23 protein-coding genes are annotated in these 13,461 nt (G+C 65.3%); 12 read left to right on the forward strand and 11 right to left on the reverse strand.

The genetic code is table 11. From position 1 onward, the window contains the following. The first annotated feature begins 756 nt into the window (after positions 1-756). From KBY77_RS14485 to KBY77_RS14505, 5 genes are all read left to right on the forward strand, one after another. The gene (locus KBY77_RS14485; protein WP_255105927.1) at positions 757-1,482 is read left to right on the forward strand and encodes a hypothetical protein; all 726 of its coding nucleotides are present in this window, start codon (positions 757-759) and stop codon (positions 1,480-1,482) included. 457 nt (positions 1,483-1,939) lie between these two features. After that, the gene (locus KBY77_RS14490; RefSeq protein ID WP_255105930.1) at positions 1,940-2,467 is read left to right on the forward strand and encodes a hypothetical protein; all 528 of its coding nucleotides are present in this window, start codon (positions 1,940-1,942) and stop codon (positions 2,465-2,467) included. Between the two features lie 286 nt (positions 2,468-2,753). Next, positions 2,754-2,957 (forward strand): hypothetical protein, encoded by a 204-nt coding sequence (locus KBY77_RS14495; RefSeq protein WP_255105932.1) that lies wholly within the window; start codon positions 2,754-2,756, stop codon positions 2,955-2,957. Positions 2,958-3,059: 102 nt separating this feature from the next. Further along, positions 3,060-3,791, forward strand: coding sequence for a L,D-transpeptidase (locus KBY77_RS14500; RefSeq protein ID WP_255105935.1), 732 nt, complete (start codon positions 3,060-3,062; stop codon positions 3,789-3,791). A gap of 96 nt (positions 3,792-3,887) precedes the next feature. After that, positions 3,888-4,172 carry a hypothetical protein gene (locus KBY77_RS14505; RefSeq protein WP_255105937.1) on the forward strand — a complete coding sequence of 95 codons (285 nt, stop codon included), beginning with the start codon at positions 3,888-3,890 and terminating at the stop codon, positions 4,170-4,172. A gap of 150 nt (positions 4,173-4,322) precedes the next feature. Here the strand turns inward: KBY77_RS14505 and KBY77_RS14510 are convergent, their stop codons facing one another. Both KBY77_RS14510 and KBY77_RS14515 read right to left on the reverse strand, forming a co-directional pair. Next, positions 4,323-4,682: a hypothetical protein gene (locus KBY77_RS14510; RefSeq protein WP_255105940.1), complete on the reverse strand. Its 360-nt coding sequence runs from the start codon at positions 4,680-4,682 to the stop codon at positions 4,323-4,325. Further along, positions 4,682-5,065, reverse strand: coding sequence for a hypothetical protein (locus KBY77_RS14515; protein ID WP_255105942.1), 384 nt, complete (start codon positions 5,063-5,065; stop codon positions 4,682-4,684). Before KBY77_RS14515 ends, KBY77_RS14510 begins: the two co-directional genes overlap by 1 nt. 311 nt (positions 5,066-5,376) lie before the next feature. Between KBY77_RS14515 and KBY77_RS14520 the strand changes: the two genes are divergently transcribed. Together KBY77_RS14520 and KBY77_RS14525 are read left to right on the forward strand one after the other, a co-directional pair. Beyond that, positions 5,377-5,937, forward strand: a complete 561-nt coding sequence (locus KBY77_RS14520; protein WP_255105944.1) for a sigma-70 family RNA polymerase sigma factor — start codon at positions 5,377-5,379, stop codon at positions 5,935-5,937. A 435-nt stretch (positions 5,938-6,372) separates the two neighbouring features. Further along, positions 6,373-6,684, forward strand: coding sequence for a hypothetical protein (locus KBY77_RS14525; protein WP_255105946.1), 312 nt, complete (start codon positions 6,373-6,375; stop codon positions 6,682-6,684). 61 nt (positions 6,685-6,745) lie between these two features. On the opposite strand, the gene KBY77_RS14530 is transcribed toward KBY77_RS14525, so the two are convergent. Then, a complete protein-coding gene (locus tag KBY77_RS14530; protein ID WP_255105948.1) occupies positions 6,746-6,934 on the reverse strand; it encodes a hypothetical protein in 189 nt (62 codons plus the stop codon). Positions 6,935-7,081: 147 nt separating this feature from the next. On the opposite strand from KBY77_RS14530, the gene KBY77_RS14535 reads away from it, so the two are divergent. From KBY77_RS14535 to KBY77_RS14545, 3 genes are all read left to right on the forward strand, one after another. Next, positions 7,082-7,615, forward strand: a complete 534-nt coding sequence (locus KBY77_RS14535) for a cupin domain-containing protein (protein ID WP_255105951.1) — start codon at positions 7,082-7,084, stop codon at positions 7,613-7,615. A 397-nt stretch (positions 7,616-8,012) separates the two neighbouring features. Beyond that, the gene (locus tag KBY77_RS14540) at positions 8,013-8,453 is read left to right on the forward strand and encodes an ArdC family protein (RefSeq protein WP_255105954.1); all 441 of its coding nucleotides are present in this window, start codon (positions 8,013-8,015) and stop codon (positions 8,451-8,453) included. 21 nt (positions 8,454-8,474) lie between these two features. Beyond that, positions 8,475-8,714, forward strand: a complete 240-nt coding sequence (locus KBY77_RS14545; RefSeq protein WP_255105957.1) for a zincin-like metallopeptidase domain-containing protein — start codon at positions 8,475-8,477, stop codon at positions 8,712-8,714. 49 nt (positions 8,715-8,763) lie between these two features. On the opposite strand, the gene KBY77_RS14550 is transcribed toward KBY77_RS14545, so the two are convergent. The 5 genes from KBY77_RS14550 to KBY77_RS14570 all read right to left on the reverse strand — a co-directional run bounded on the left by KBY77_RS14550 (position 8,764) and on the right by KBY77_RS14570 (position 10,399). Further along, the gene (locus tag KBY77_RS14550) at positions 8,764-9,012 is read right to left on the reverse strand and encodes a hypothetical protein (protein WP_255105960.1); all 249 of its coding nucleotides are present in this window, start codon (positions 9,010-9,012) and stop codon (positions 8,764-8,766) included. Between the two features lie 294 nt (positions 9,013-9,306). Continuing rightward, positions 9,307-9,714, reverse strand: coding sequence for a thermonuclease family protein (locus tag KBY77_RS14555; RefSeq protein WP_255105963.1), 408 nt, complete (start codon positions 9,712-9,714; stop codon positions 9,307-9,309). A gap of 65 nt (positions 9,715-9,779) precedes the next feature. Next, positions 9,780-9,953 (reverse strand): DUF86 domain-containing protein, encoded by a 174-nt coding sequence (locus KBY77_RS14560; RefSeq protein WP_255106046.1) that lies wholly within the window; start codon positions 9,951-9,953, stop codon positions 9,780-9,782. A 15-nt stretch (positions 9,954-9,968) separates the two neighbouring features. Beyond that, positions 9,969-10,112 carry a hypothetical protein gene (locus KBY77_RS14565; protein WP_255105966.1) on the reverse strand — a complete coding sequence of 48 codons (144 nt, stop codon included), beginning with the start codon at positions 10,110-10,112 and terminating at the stop codon, positions 9,969-9,971. After that, positions 10,112-10,399: a nucleotidyltransferase domain-containing protein gene (locus tag KBY77_RS14570; RefSeq protein ID WP_255105978.1), complete on the reverse strand. Its 288-nt coding sequence runs from the start codon at positions 10,397-10,399 to the stop codon at positions 10,112-10,114. The genes KBY77_RS14565 and KBY77_RS14570 overlap by 1 nt, the downstream gene beginning before the upstream one ends. 346 nt (positions 10,400-10,745) lie before the next feature. On the opposite strand from KBY77_RS14570, the gene KBY77_RS14575 reads away from it, so the two are divergent. Then, positions 10,746-11,402 (forward strand): SOS response-associated peptidase, encoded by a 657-nt coding sequence (locus KBY77_RS14575; RefSeq protein ID WP_255105980.1) that lies wholly within the window; start codon positions 10,746-10,748, stop codon positions 11,400-11,402. A gap of 55 nt (positions 11,403-11,457) precedes the next feature. Here the strand turns inward: KBY77_RS14575 and KBY77_RS14580 are convergent, their stop codons facing one another. From KBY77_RS14580 to KBY77_RS14590, 3 genes are read right to left on the reverse strand one after another with little or no spacing between them, the layout of a single operon-like run. After that, on the reverse strand, positions 11,458-11,637 hold the full coding sequence (locus tag KBY77_RS14580; protein ID WP_255105983.1) for a hypothetical protein: 180 nt from the start codon (positions 11,635-11,637) through the stop codon (positions 11,458-11,460). Between the two features lie 53 nt (positions 11,638-11,690). Then, on the reverse strand, positions 11,691-12,077 hold the full coding sequence (locus KBY77_RS14585; RefSeq protein ID WP_255105985.1) for a DUF302 domain-containing protein: 387 nt from the start codon (positions 12,075-12,077) through the stop codon (positions 11,691-11,693). 8 nt (positions 12,078-12,085) lie between these two features. Next, positions 12,086-12,895, reverse strand: a complete 810-nt coding sequence (locus KBY77_RS14590) for a DUF305 domain-containing protein (RefSeq protein WP_255105987.1) — start codon at positions 12,893-12,895, stop codon at positions 12,086-12,088. A gap of 140 nt (positions 12,896-13,035) precedes the next feature. Between KBY77_RS14590 and KBY77_RS14595 the strand changes: the two genes are divergently transcribed. Next, positions 13,036-13,392, forward strand: a complete 357-nt coding sequence (locus tag KBY77_RS14595) for a hypothetical protein (protein ID WP_255105989.1) — start codon at positions 13,036-13,038, stop codon at positions 13,390-13,392. Positions 13,393-13,461: the final 69 nt, after the last annotated feature.

Below are 13,461 nucleotides of genomic sequence, written 5' to 3' on the forward strand. Positions count from 1 at the left end.
GCTCAGCAGCCAGCAGCCAGCGCCGCTCTGGCCTCCCCCATTCGGGTGATCCGCTGCCCCATCACTGAACAGGTTCCCCGGTCAGCCCTGACCAATGAGCTTCGTTACGAGCCAAAGGATCAGCGCGATGGCGAGCAGATTCAGAAGAGGAAGCTCAGAGAGCTTCGTGATCAGGATAAGAAGAGCTTGGAATGCTTTCATTGCATGCTTGATGCTTTACCAAGCTTTCCAACGCTGAAAAGTACGATTCAGGACACATCGAAGATTGCCCAACAGAAGTCTGGGTATACATCCCCAATCATTTCAACGCTCTTTCTTTGAAGGGTCGCAGCTGAAGGTGCGCGAGTCATCGGCGCGGAGAGTTGGGTTTAGCGAGGACCAGTTGGCTGCCGCCAACACCGGGCTGGCCCATGCCATGGGGGAGGTCTGACCACGTGTCTGGTAGATGGCTGCCCTGCTCATGCCACAGGTACGCCAGCCCTCCCGCCCCTGCCGGTGAGACTGCGCCACCGCCCCGCCTGGGATCTGCCCCCTGGTGGCTATCTCACCCACTGGCGATCGAGGCCTGCAGCGGGGCTGACCACGGCTAGTCGCTGTCCAAGACAGGGCGAGACCACCCATCCGGGTGATCGACCCTCCCCCATTCGGGTGAGTGTTCCGGATCATCCTGGACCGTCTTGCACAGTCCCGGACTATCTGGCACGATCTGGGGAACCATCCCGGACAGTCCCGGATCATCCGGGACGAATAGCCGCCATGCTCAGCGCCGACCCCTCAGGGCCCGATGCCCTCCTCGATGGCCAGCGCCTCTCCGACTGGATCGAGGCCGCTGGGATCAGCCGCTCCACCGCCTACGCGCTGGTGAAACTGCTGGCGATCGAACCCGAGCCACGCCGCGTACCGGGTAGCCGCAAGCCGGTGTCATTCCTGACCACCGAGCATCTGGAGCGGATCGAGCCGTTGGCCCAGCAGTTGCGGGACGGCGTGACCCTGCGGGACGTAGAGCGGATGATCAAGGACAGTCCCGGATCATCCAGGACAGAACCGGACAGGGCAGGACTGTCCCGGATCATCCCGGATGGTTCTTCGATGGAGGCGCTGGCGGCTGCCCTGGCCCGCATTGCGCCACCGCTCCCACCGGCTGATCCGCTGCGAGTGGCCCGGTTGCTGCAGGAGGCCGCCGCCATGGGGGCATGGCTGAGCGGAGCGGAACTGGCTCAGTTGCTGGGGATGAGCCCCAGCACGATCACCCGATTGGGGGATGGGCATTCACCACGTCCGGGGTATCGCCTGGAACGGCAGCAGCCCCGGCCCGGTGCTCCGGTCTGGTGGCGGGTTGTTGCTGCTGATGGATCAACCCGCCTGGTGCCATCCCTCGCTGCCGCCCGCCGCGTTGGCTTCGGTGGTGGCGGTGACGTGATCGAAGCCCGTTTCGAGGTGTTGCCGCCGGGGCCGATGCTGTTCCCGATCACACGGTGCTGATCCCCCAATCAGCCCGGGTCGTTACCAGAGCGTCGCCGTCGCCGTGAGCAAGACCATCGGCACCTGCGCAGAGTTCGCGGTGCTATTGATCCTCCGCCTCGTTCCGCTCCTGGCTGCATGTGTGAACGGGGAGAGAGAGCATCCCTGAGGCCAGGCGGGCTATCGCCTTAGGCGCAAGGCGAATCGGCCATACCGAAGAGATCAGGGTCGTGCGAGCCGCACGCCGCCCGATCTGCCCATGGCATCGGCAGGGCGAACTGGCCAGGCGTCGGCGAGCTCCAAGGGGCTGATGGATACGGCTCGGCCTTCTTCATGGTCCGCAGCGGGGCAAGGGTCAAGACATGCCGGCCCGTTATTGCGCTGGGCGGATCGCCCCTGACGGTGCTCAGCCGCCCGTGCCGTGGTGGCCGGCCCTTGCCCTCGCTGCAGTCACTCAGGCGTCCTTCGATGGCGCCCCATGGCACCGCACATCCTGATGATCCAGCGCACCACGCTGCCCTGCAGTGATCACGCCTATTGCTCCATCAAATCCCACCTCATTCACGATGAGGTGATGCCGGCGGCGCTGCTGGCCTGGTTCTGCCAGTGCCCGCTCGATGCCATCACCGCCTGGCGTGTCGGCCCCATCTGGATCGCCCATGGCGGGGAGTGGGCGGAGCGCCAGGAGCTGGAGAGCTTTCGCTGGCCCCATCTCGGTGGCACCGTCATCTACGGCAAGGCCATCGGTGTCATGCCCGATCAGCACACCGGTGGCTGGCGTGCTCTCACAGAAGGTGAGGCCGATCGGGCGCTGATGGTGCTCTGGCGGTTCATGGGAGGGCTCACGCAGTCCTCTGCACCCGCCGATCACAGCTTCACGGTCACCCTCAGCCATCACCAGCTGGTGGCCTATCGAGCGGCGGATGAGGCCGGCAAGCTCGAGTTTCGCCGCAAGGTGGCCAGGGAGCGCCGTGAATTGAGGGTGGCCATGGGCCTGGCGGCCTGAGGCCAGATCACTCAGGCCACACCGGGCCGCTGTGACGGCCCTTTTTTGCTCACAGGTCCAAGCAAGAGCAACAGCCGCCCTACCAGCAGAACCCCCTGATCGGGGGCGACAAGGAAAGGGCTACGCACAGGCCACTGCATGGTCGGGGGGTGCCTCAAGGGCTGCGCGAGTCCGGACCTGTTCCGCCGCTGCGCGGCTGTGTGGCGCCGCTGTCGCGCCGCTTCGTCGTGGTGCCGTCCCCTTGACCCACCCCCCGCCTGCTTCCGTGTCCTGCGCTGCGCCTCCGATGGCCACCACGCACCGCTCCACACGCGCCCGCTTCTCCGCTTGCAGCTCCGAGGCCCTCGAGGATCTGCTCTGGATCGCTGAGGGCGAATCAGCACCCTGCCGCCGCGTCGCAGGGCTGGTGGCTGATCTGCTCTTCGAGCGGCAATTGGCCACTCCCGCCAGCTGTCCGGTCTGGATCCGGCCCGAGGAGCTGCCCTTCTGAACCGGGAGTTTCTTGCGGGGCATTGGCCCCGCTTTTTTTCTGGCTCCGCCGGACCTGGCAAAGGGAAGCATCCACCCCGCCGGCGCCCTGCGTCCTGCTGCCATGGCCAAGCTGATGAGCCCCGATCGCTTCCAGGACCGCTGGGAGGCGTTCAAAGGCCAGAAGCAGCAGGTTTCCGGCGTTGAGCAGCTCTACGACGCGATCACGGCAGTCGATGGCAAGGGGCTGATCCTGCGTGAGGACGCCCCATGGGCGCTGCAGTTCAGCGAAAAGCCAGCCGCAACGCCCGCGCCAAGCAGTGGGCTCGATCCACGGGGCTCCGAGGAAGCCGGGCTGATCGGCCCCAGGCAGAAGGCACCGGTCAAACCAGGTGATTCCTACCTCCTCGTCAATGACCGCGACGAGGACATGGAGGCCTATGACCACAGCGGCAAGCTGCTCTGGAAAGTTCCCTGTCTCGCCCGTGGCCTTGGGGCCGAGAACGAGTGGAGGCGCAAGAGCACCGACACCCCACCCGGCCTCTACAAGCTCGGTGAGCACTACCCCGACTACGAGCAGAACCCCAATCCGCCCTGCAGCAGCACCGCCCTGTCATTCGGCTGGTTCAGTTTCGACATGGTCGAGCTGGAGAACCAGGAGGCCAAAGTCGGCCGCGCCGGGGTCATGCTCCACGGCGGCGGATCAGGCTGCGGCTGGCCCGGTGCCTGGGCCGCAAAGCAACACCTGCTGCCGACGCACGGCTGCGTCCGGCTCCGCAACATCGACCTGCGCGACAAAGTACTGCCCCTCTACAGGCAGGGCACCGTCTATGTCGGCGTCTTCCAGGAGGCCTGAAATTGAGGAACCGTGGCAGGCAGAACACAGCCGGCCGCTGATGACCAGCAGCCCGGCGCACCACCAAGATCAACGCCATCCACGCCACATCGGCGGGTGAAACGTCGCGGCTTGTTTGATGTCCTGTTCAGCAACAGCGGCAAGCCACCCTTCGATCGTGAACGCTTCGTCTTCAAGCTGCTGGCAGTGGTGATCCTCACCCAGCTCAGCCTTTACAGCGTGGCCACCATGGTCTGCCATCGGGTGGCCCTCAACGATCGCCGGCAGCTCGCTGAGGTCTGCCCGCGCGCACTGGATCAGGTGGCGGCGAGCTTCGATTCCACCTTGAAGCTCCTCGTCGCCCTGCTTGGCGGCGCCGCACTGAATCGCGGCAGCAAGTGAACAGCAGCACTTCAGCCCTGAGCGGCTGGTGAGCCATCCGCGCAGAGATCAAACCCGGCCATCACCACAGTCGAGTGGTTAGCCGCGGCGCTATGCACCGGCGGCGGACTGGCGAGAGAGGCAGAAGCAGGAAAGGGGCCGCCGCTGAACTCAGCCGGTGCTGGCGGCAGCGTCTCCGGGTTGATCGGCTGCTGCGCCGCCAGCCGCAAAGGCAGGGAGCGCATGATCAGCAGCAGCACGCGGATCGAACAGGCGAAAGAACAGGCTCAGGTCCTCCCCTGCCCAACTTTCACCTGTGACGACCTCGAGCTTGGTGCGCACCACCTGCTCCAGCTGCGCGCCGTTGCACTCCTGCAGCAGGGCCGGCAGGTAGGGATCGAGCTGCGCGAACACCAGCGGCGCCACCTTCAGGATGCGGCGTTGCACAAACCGCTTGGCGATCGGTTTCACCAAGGCCTCGATCAGACCCAGCACCAGAAAGGCGATCCCCAGATCAAGCAGCCAGCGCATCAGCCTTCCCCCCGCTTGCTCGTACGGGTTGTTCCTGTGGCTTTCTTCGCTGGGGTACGCCGCCCTGGGGTAGGCGGCGGATCAGGAGCAGGACTGGGCGACCTCGCCGTGCGAACCCTCGCCTGCGGTGCCTGTGGCGGCGAGATGGAAGCGGAAGGGACAGAAGAACTGGCACTGCCGCTGCGGCCAGGGTCCATGAAGTACGTCGCAGCCGACTGGCCGACCAGGGCAATCGCAGGCAGGGCCAGCGCCCAGCGGTTCTCGCAGTAGGTCTGATCCACCGCTCGCAGCTCACACACCCCCACGTAGGTCATCAGCGCCAGGATTTCGGCGCCGACCAGCGCAAGGATCGGGCCGGTGGTGACGGAAGGTGTCGAACCCATCAGTGGGGCGTCAGCAGTGCCTACCTCCTGTTGCCACGGTCAGCGCCCAAAGGCTGGGGGGCAACGATCCGCGCCGAGCGGCAGACGATCGAGATCGACAGACAGGGGGGCACCCAGCGCCCGTACCTGCCAGGCACCAACAGCCGCATCACCCCTCCATCAGTGATCGGCGGCGCAGGCAGGCAACACAGCGGAAACAGCAGGTGGTGAGGCTCTCTGGGATGGGGCGGGCCTGCCTGCCGCTCGTCCTTGCTCAGCTTGGCCACCTCCTGCGTCGGGGCCTGGGGTCGCGCGTCCTTTGCCATCAGGCCATGGCCCGCACCTCATCCCCCAGCGATGCCGTCATCCACCAGTTCCTCTCCCTCGCTGATGTCCTCGCCTGCCGCTTTCACCGCCGCTTTCCTGATCTGATCGATCGGGATGATGCCAAGCAGGTGGCACGGCTGGAGCTGGTGCGCGCTGCCCGTTGCCTCAAGCCCAATCTCCCGCCCGTTCCCTTCCTCAAGGTGCGTATCGAAGGTGCCCTGCGCCATCACCTCCGCGATCACGGCCGCCTCGTGCGTGTCCCTCGCCGTGAGCACGAGAAAGGCACCTGCCCCTTCTCCCACAGCAGCCTCGATCTGCTCAGCCCCTGCGGCACTCCCTGGCTCGATTCCATCGCCGCACCGGAGCCTGAAGCCAGTGGCGAGGATCACAACCAGCTGGAAGCCCTGCTCGATCGCTTGCCCGCCTCAGAAGCGGCCATCATTCGCCTCCACCTGCTGGAAGGCCGGTCCCTGCGGGCCATCGGCCAGGATCTCGGCATGAGCACCATGAGCGTGCAGCGGCGGGAGAAAGCCGGCCTGGCGCGGCTCCGCCAGGAGCTGGCCTGAGGGCCCAGAGGGCCGAGGCCAGCAGGGCCGCCTCCGGGCGGCCAAGAAAGCCTTAAACAACGGCGGTACCTGTTAAAGCCTTGGCCCACCTGCTTACACAAGGCAGCGACAGGTCAGGCAAGCAGCAACGGACAGGACAGCCTTAAACAAGCCGGCTCAGGCCAAATTCGGCCACCGGGCAGGAGCTCCCCGATTTTCTCCCCGATTTTCGGGGAGCTCAGGGCAGATAGCCCGCGCTTCGATCGTTCATGGCCACCCCGTTGCCTCCCCCCATGGTCGCTGCGCGGCGGAGTTGGTTGGACCGGGCCGTGCCGGGTTGCCGCAGTCTCCGCCGGGGCAAGGGCTGCGCGAGCGGCTCCACTGCGTTCCGCCGCCCTTGCCTTCCCGGCGGCTTTGCGGGCGTCCCGTCACGGCGTCCGCAGGGCGCCTGGTCCCATGTCACCCAGCCTCGCTGCAATAACCCAGGAAGATCCCGTCGCCCTGGTCGAGTCCTGCCACAGCGCTCTCACCTGGATTCTCCGCAGGCACCAGGGCACGCCGATCCCCCGCTTCTGGATCGATCATCCCTATGGCGAGGAGGAAATCACCCTCCTGGAGGAGGAGCTGCTGCCCGCCATGGAGCAGTTCCTTGCCCGCCTCAAGGAGATCGATGAGCTCCTGCTGGCCCAGCAGGAGCTCATGGAAATGTGCCAGGCGGAGGCCAGTCGCGATGGTGCCCTGGCCGCAGAGCCGCTCGCGGCGGCCTGAGGCCTTCTGGGGCTGGCAGCCGCCAGCCCTTTCGGGGCTGTGCCCCCTCAGGCCCCGCCTGTCACCAGGGTTTGCCCTTGCGCAGGTAGGCCTCCACTTCCGCCTTGCGGATCACCCGCGACTCGTGGTTGTTGCTGATCTGCACCAGGCCACCGGTGATGGAGGCGGTGACGCGCCAGGGGCCGGGTTCAGCAGGCCCCGCCGGGGCTTCGCCCAGTACGGCTGCCAGCGCGTCTCGTACTCCAACCATCGAACCTCTTGCCTCTCCACACCTCTTGCCATTGATGAAAACGGGACCCCACCAGCACGGGCCCGTGGCACGGATCTCGCTGGATGGTCACCGCCACCAAAAGGGCCATCTGCGCCTGATCTGGAACAGATTGGAGCGATTGCGGAGGTGGGTGTGCTGACTGATGGCCGTGTACTCGCTCTGGTCTGTGGACTGGGACTGCTGGCGCAGGCCTCGCCTGCTCGCACTGACGAGGTGATCGGCCGTCCTGGCGACGGCGGGATCATCACGGTGCGGCCGGCCAAGCAGCACGACAGCCGCCAGGGTCTGGGTCGATTCGTGGGCATCTCCGGTGCCAACAGCGGGGCCCGCACGCTCTCGCTCAACCGCATCGTCATCCCGGCCGGTGCCAAGGCCCGGGCTCATCGCCACCGCAACTACGAGACGGCGATCTACCTGCTGCAGGGAATGGTGGAAACCCGATATGGCGCCGGTCTGCTCCAGCGGGTGGTGAACCGCGCTGGCGATTTCATCTTCATTCCCGCCGATCTGCCCCATCAACCGGTGAATCTCAGCGCCACGGAACCAGCGATCGCGATCGTCACCCGCTCCGACCCCAACGAGCAGGAAAGCGTGGAGCTGCTTGACGATGCCGGTCAGCCCCTGCCAGCTCACCACCAGCACGGTCCCGCCCATCCCTGAACCGATCGGCTGCCAGCGGGTTGAGAAAGACCATGGGCCAGTAACAGCAAAGCCCGTCAGCAGCAGCGGCCCTGAGCTGATGCCTCTCTCGGCTGCCTCCATGTACACGGCGGACGCGCAAGGAGCAGGCTCGCTACCAGGCAGAAGCCGACCTGCGCAGGCTGCGCCGCGCTGAGGAGATCCGCTCTCAACCCTCCAGGCCCAAGGTGGCGGTGCAGATCGCCAACGAGGACATACGAGCGCTGGAGAAGATCAAGAAACGGATCCGAGGGGGGTGTCGCGCAGGAGTCCTCATGGTCTGCGGCGGCGCAAGGGCTGACGCGAGTTCGCACAGCGGAGCTGCGCGAACCCTTGCCCTCGCCGCAGTCACCACTCGGGGTCCTGCGTTTTGCCGACCATGGCCGCGTCCCAGTCCCGCTCACGCAAATCCTTCGATGGCCCCACAGCAGAAGAGAAGATCGTTGCCTCCTTGATCGAGCTGCTGGAGGCAGTATCTGCCCCCTGGCGGCGGCCCTGGGATGGCAGCGGCGGTGGCCACCACGTGAATCTGCTCTCGGGTCATCGCTACCGCGGCGCCAATCCGATCCTGCTCACCCTCGGCATGCACATCCGGGGTTCTGCTCTGCCGTTCTGGTGCGGCTTTGCCGAGGCCAGGAAGCTCGGCATCTTCCACCGCAAGGGCAGCAAGGCGGTTCACATCCTGCGGCCCCAGCTCCACAGCCGCGAGGAGTCTGGCGTTGGTGGTGAAGTCACCCTGCGCAGCTGGGCCAGCTACCGGCCGGTGGCGGCCTTCAATCCCGCCGATCTCGAAGGCGAGGCCCTTCCCGCCCTGATCTAAGCCCGCAAGGCGGCCGAAGGTGTGGAGGCCAAGCCGGAGCCCCAGCGCCTGGAAGCGGCAGAAGCCGTGCTGTGTGCCTGGCCGGTGCCGGTCAGCTTTGGCGGGGATCGGGCCTGCTATCTGCCCGCGATCGATCGGATCCAGCTGCCCGATCGCGCCAGCTATCACTCACCCGCCGGCCTCTGTGCCACATGGGCACATGAGCAGATCCACTCAACCGGCCATGAGTCCCGCCTCAAGCGGGATACAGTCGGACAATAACGATCAGGCTGTTGGCGGCCAGAGCAAGAAGGTGCGGGTGTCCGCCCCTTCAGTGGAGGCTTTCGCAGGCTTGCCTGTCACCGTTGAGGCCCGGATCGATACGCATGATTACATCAGCGCCGGTACATCCCCGCGCCTGGTGCTCCGAAGCCCGCTCCAGGGCGAACCCCGGCTCCGGAGGCAGGCCCACCGAGACCACCTGGATTCTCCACGGGTCGTGCCTCCACACCGACACCTGCTTCTCCCACACCGGCGCCGGGCAGGACCCCTGCACCTGAGGCGGGGCCGCCGAAACCACCTGCGCCCACCCCTGGTTCCCGATCGAGGCCCAGCCCTGCCGCACCGAACCCTGCCCCGGGAGCCACACCCGCCCCGGATGCCGGGCCCCCGATCCCCCCCGGGTTCGGACGTGCCAAGCCGGCTCCGCCGGAAGCAAGGGACAAGGCCACACCAGCCAAAGCCAGAACTGCGAGTGCGTTGAGCTTTCGCATGACCCATGGTTCCGTGGAGTCCCTTCCTCCTAACAGGGCGCACGGCTGAACTCCCTGGCTCTGAGCGTTCCTTCGCAGAGCCATGAAGCGTCGGGCAACGATCAGCGCAGCCGAACCGGCCGAAAGTCCCAGGGGCGGGTAATCCCGCCCGGCATCTTCCAAACCCCGAAGCGGCTGCGGGACGCCCGGAACTCAGCATCGAGATACTCATTGGCGTTGCATTGGCCCAGGTGTTGGCGGTAGGCAAAGGCCATGCCGTCTTCCACCAGCGCCAGGTTGAGATTCACCTCCCCGATCACCTCCGCCCCCGTGCGGCCAAAGCGATCCACCCTCTGGGGCCTCAGCGTCACGCTGGAGCCCAGCCGCAGCCGGCTCTGCAGATAGCTGCGGGCGTTGGCGCCATCAGGGGGCTGCGCCATCTCGGGGGCGTCGATGCAGGCCAAGCGGATCGTGTCGCCATCACCGATCGAGAGCACAGTGGCGGAAGTCGGCCCTTGGGACTGCGCCATGGCCTCAGAGAAGCCGTTGCCCCACCAGGCGATGAGGGCAACGGCGCCGATCAGGGTCCACCTGATCACACCCTGAGCAGAGGCTCGATCTCCATCAGGAGAGCGGGCAGTTGCTCGCTCAAGGTGATCCACACCTCCTCGAGATCCACACGGTCATAGGCATGGATAAGCACGTCCCGCATCCCGGCCATCTCCCGCCAGGGAATCTGCGGATGTTGCTGGCGGCAGTTGTCGCTCAGCCGCTTGGTGGCTTCTCAAATGATCATGAGATTGCGCACCACCGCGTCCTGCAAAACGTCGCTGGCCCGGAACGTCTCGCGATCGGGGATGGGAAAGCCTTGAACCCGTCGGATCGCGGTCAGGATGTCGCCCAGGGCATCACGGTCCCTAGGATCCATCACAGGGGAATCGCATCGCGCTCAGCAGAGGCCAGGGCGCTTGGCTTGAGATTACGGCGGCGAATCAGATCCACGCGGCAATGCAGCGTGTCCTCCAGGGCCAGCTTCAGGGCGATGCGCTCCAGCAGGCCGGTACGGGGGGGCAGATCCACCAGGAGGTCCAGATCACTATCGGGTCCGGCCTGATCACGGGCCACTGAGCACGGCGCCGCCAGATTGGTGGCGCCGTGCTCAGTGGCGATCTCCTGGATCCTTGGAGCCTGAGCCAGCAGTTCGTCGAGGCGCATAGCAGCCCAGAAGCCACGGGCAGCCTAAGAGAAGCGGTTCTGCTCGGCTGGCTTCCCCGGTTCATGCTCACCGCCGGACTCAGTTCCAATGAGAAGGGCGCCCCGTGTCGGGCGCCCTTGGGCCGGTTGCAGGGCTTGGGCTCGCGCTGCCCTGGTCGAGGCCTCTGATTCATTGATAGATCCGATTGGCCGTGGCGTCGGTACGGCAAACCGATCCACCGAAGCGCGGCCGTCTCCAGTGTGGGTTTGGCACGGTCCCCTCAGATTCGCTCCCTCCGAGACCTTTCAGCCAGGAGTCAGGCCACGCAGATTGGGAGCAGCCCAACAGGATCCACAGGCGTCGCTGATGTGTGGCCGCTATTCGCTCACCAGCACAATCGATCAGTTGCTGCCAAGGCTCAAGGGTCCTCTGCCGGAGGGTTTCCTGGAGCACTACCAGCCCCGGCAGCAGGTAAGGCCTGGCGAACCGCTGCTGATCCAGCGGCAGCAGCAAGGCCGGCTGGAGGTGGGCTATGCGCAGTGGGGCCTCGTGCCGAGCTGGCTGAAGGACACCCGCGGCAAGAGCCGGCCAATCAATGCCCGCAGCGAGACGGTGAGCCAGAAGCCGTTCTTTCGTGGTCCCTGGCGCCATCACCGCTGCCTGCTGCCGGCCGATGGCTTCTACGAATGGCGGCCGCCCCAGGAAGGGGAAGGCCATGGCCCCAAAGGGAAGAAGCAGCCCTACTGGATCCGCCGCCAGGACGGCGCCCCCTTCTGGCTGGGCGGGCTGTGGGACCACTGGATCGGTCCCGATGGCAGCGAGCTCCAGACCTGCTGCATCCTCACCACCACCCCCAACGCCCTGCTGCGTCCTATCCACGACCGCATGCCTGTGGTGATCAATGATGGATGGGAAGAGGCCTGGTTGATGCCGGAAGCAGCAGCCGAATTGAGGGCCATGGAGGCGCTGATGGCCCCCTGGGATCCCGCCGGTTGGGAAGTGATTCCGGTGGACTGGTTGTGATCTGCAAACTTGCTCTGGTCATCGATTGATGAACAGGCGCCCAAGCTTGAGGTACTCAATCCCCAAGCTTCTTGTCTAGCCACTGCGTCACCACATAGACACCGATGAACATCGGCAGATACGCGATCCACATGTTGGGGAGGTCCAGCTCTGAGTTGTTGATCAGAACAAGCCCGCCATAACTAATCAGGCCATAGATCAATGTTCTACGCAGTGGCCCAACAAGCTTCTTCAAGTGAGGTGAAATAGTGGCTCTTTCTATGATATCTGAAGCAGAACTATTGACCCCTACGCGGCCTCGATGATCGCCGTTGTGGAGGCCTCCACCGCTCGGGCCACATCCTTCAGGGAGGGATCGGCAGAGAGGATGGCGAGCATCGCCTTGGGGCGGATCATGCCGATGCGGGTCTGGCCATTTTCTGTGTAGACGGAGATCCGGCAGGGCAGGGCCATGTTGAGCGCCATCGAGGTGCTGAGCACTGTGGCGGCCTGCTGGGGGTTGCACACCTCGAAGATGCGGCACTGCTCCAGGAACGGCAGGCCATTGCTGCGCAGGGTGTGGCCCAGATCATGCACGGCCAGCACACCGAAGCCATGCTCCTCCACCGCCTTCTGCAGGGAGTCGCTCGCCTCCTCGAAGGATTTCGGCGTGTCGAGGATGAAGAACGGATCCATGGCTGGCATCAGGGTGTGCCGTACCAGCTGCGGTACCACTGGGTCATCTGCTCGATCTCCTGGCTCTGGACCTTCACCATGGCCTGCTGCAGCTCCCGCAGCTGCGGATGCTGGCTGTTGGCCTGAGCCATCGAGGCCATCATCACGCCCATGCGGTGGTGGGGAATCATCTGCTCGATGAAAGCGCGATCGAAATCAGCGGCGTTCTTCAGCCACTCGATATCGGTGCCCATCATCCCCATGCCCCTTCCAGGCCCGCCCATCATTCCGCCCCTGCCGCCCATCCAGCCCCCCCAGCCGGAATAGACCCCACGGCCATAACTTCCCCCCCATGCAGGCACATCACCGCCGAACCACTGCCGGTACCAGATCCGCATCTGGGCGTTTTCCTGGGTCTGGCTGGCCTTGATGCTCTTGGCCAGCTCCTTGATCTCGGGCCGCTTCGCGCGGGTGACGGCGAGATCCGCCATGGCGATCGCCCCCTCATGGTGGGGAATCATCATCACGATGAAGCGCTGATCGTTCGGGCCCATTCGTCCGGCCCCGTCCCACCCCATGCCGGGACCAGGCTGCTGCCCTCCGCCCCAGCCCTGGGCAAGGCAGGGGCTGTTGACGAGCAACGCCAGGGCGCAGGCTCCTCCGGCCGCCAGCTGAAGAACCACGATGGATCGCTTCCCTGTGGAGCGATGGTGGACCTGGGCCATGGATCCGGCCTCCAAGGCTGCGGGTGTCTTGATCTCCACCCTGGCCACGCCGACATGGTCCGAGGGTCCTTCGAGGCATTGCTTCACGGATCCACCGCACTGCAGTCGGATCACACCCTCGGGAAAATCTTCTGATGCAACAGTTTCAGAAGGGTCACGGCGATAGCAGCCACAGGCGCAGGCCACGAACCGATCCGTGGATGCGCCACGTCCTGACTCTCTTGCTGACCTGTGGGTGGCTGGCAGCTCCGGCGATGGCGACTGAAGTGGAGGCGTGTCGGAACCTGCTGGAGCAACGCAATGCACTGGCCGAGCAGGCCATGAAGGCCGAAATCGCCTTGGTCCGCACCATCCGTGAACGGATCTGCCCGGTACTCAGCCAGCAGGCCGATCGGGCCAATGCCAACGACCGCAACGAGCTGACCATCGACTACCAGGCCCTGCTCGTCTGCCGCCACAAGGCGGAAGAACAGCTGCTGCGCAGCCAGCGGGTTCACTACGTCAACCGCCAGCGGTTCAGGTTCTACACGGCGGCTGGAGCCGAACTGGCCCGGCAAGCCGATGGACTGGATCAGGAGTTGCGGGATCGGAGGTGCTCCCAGCTGCGTTGATCAGCAACCTGCAGCCACACGGTGCCGCCGGATCCTTGACCCTGTAGTGACTACAGGCTGTTTGATGGG

The sequence above is a fragment of the Synechococcus sp. Cruz-7E5 genome (assembly GCF_024345995.1).
Lineage (GTDB): Bacteria > Cyanobacteriota > Cyanobacteriia > PCC-6307 > Cyanobiaceae > Regnicoccus_A.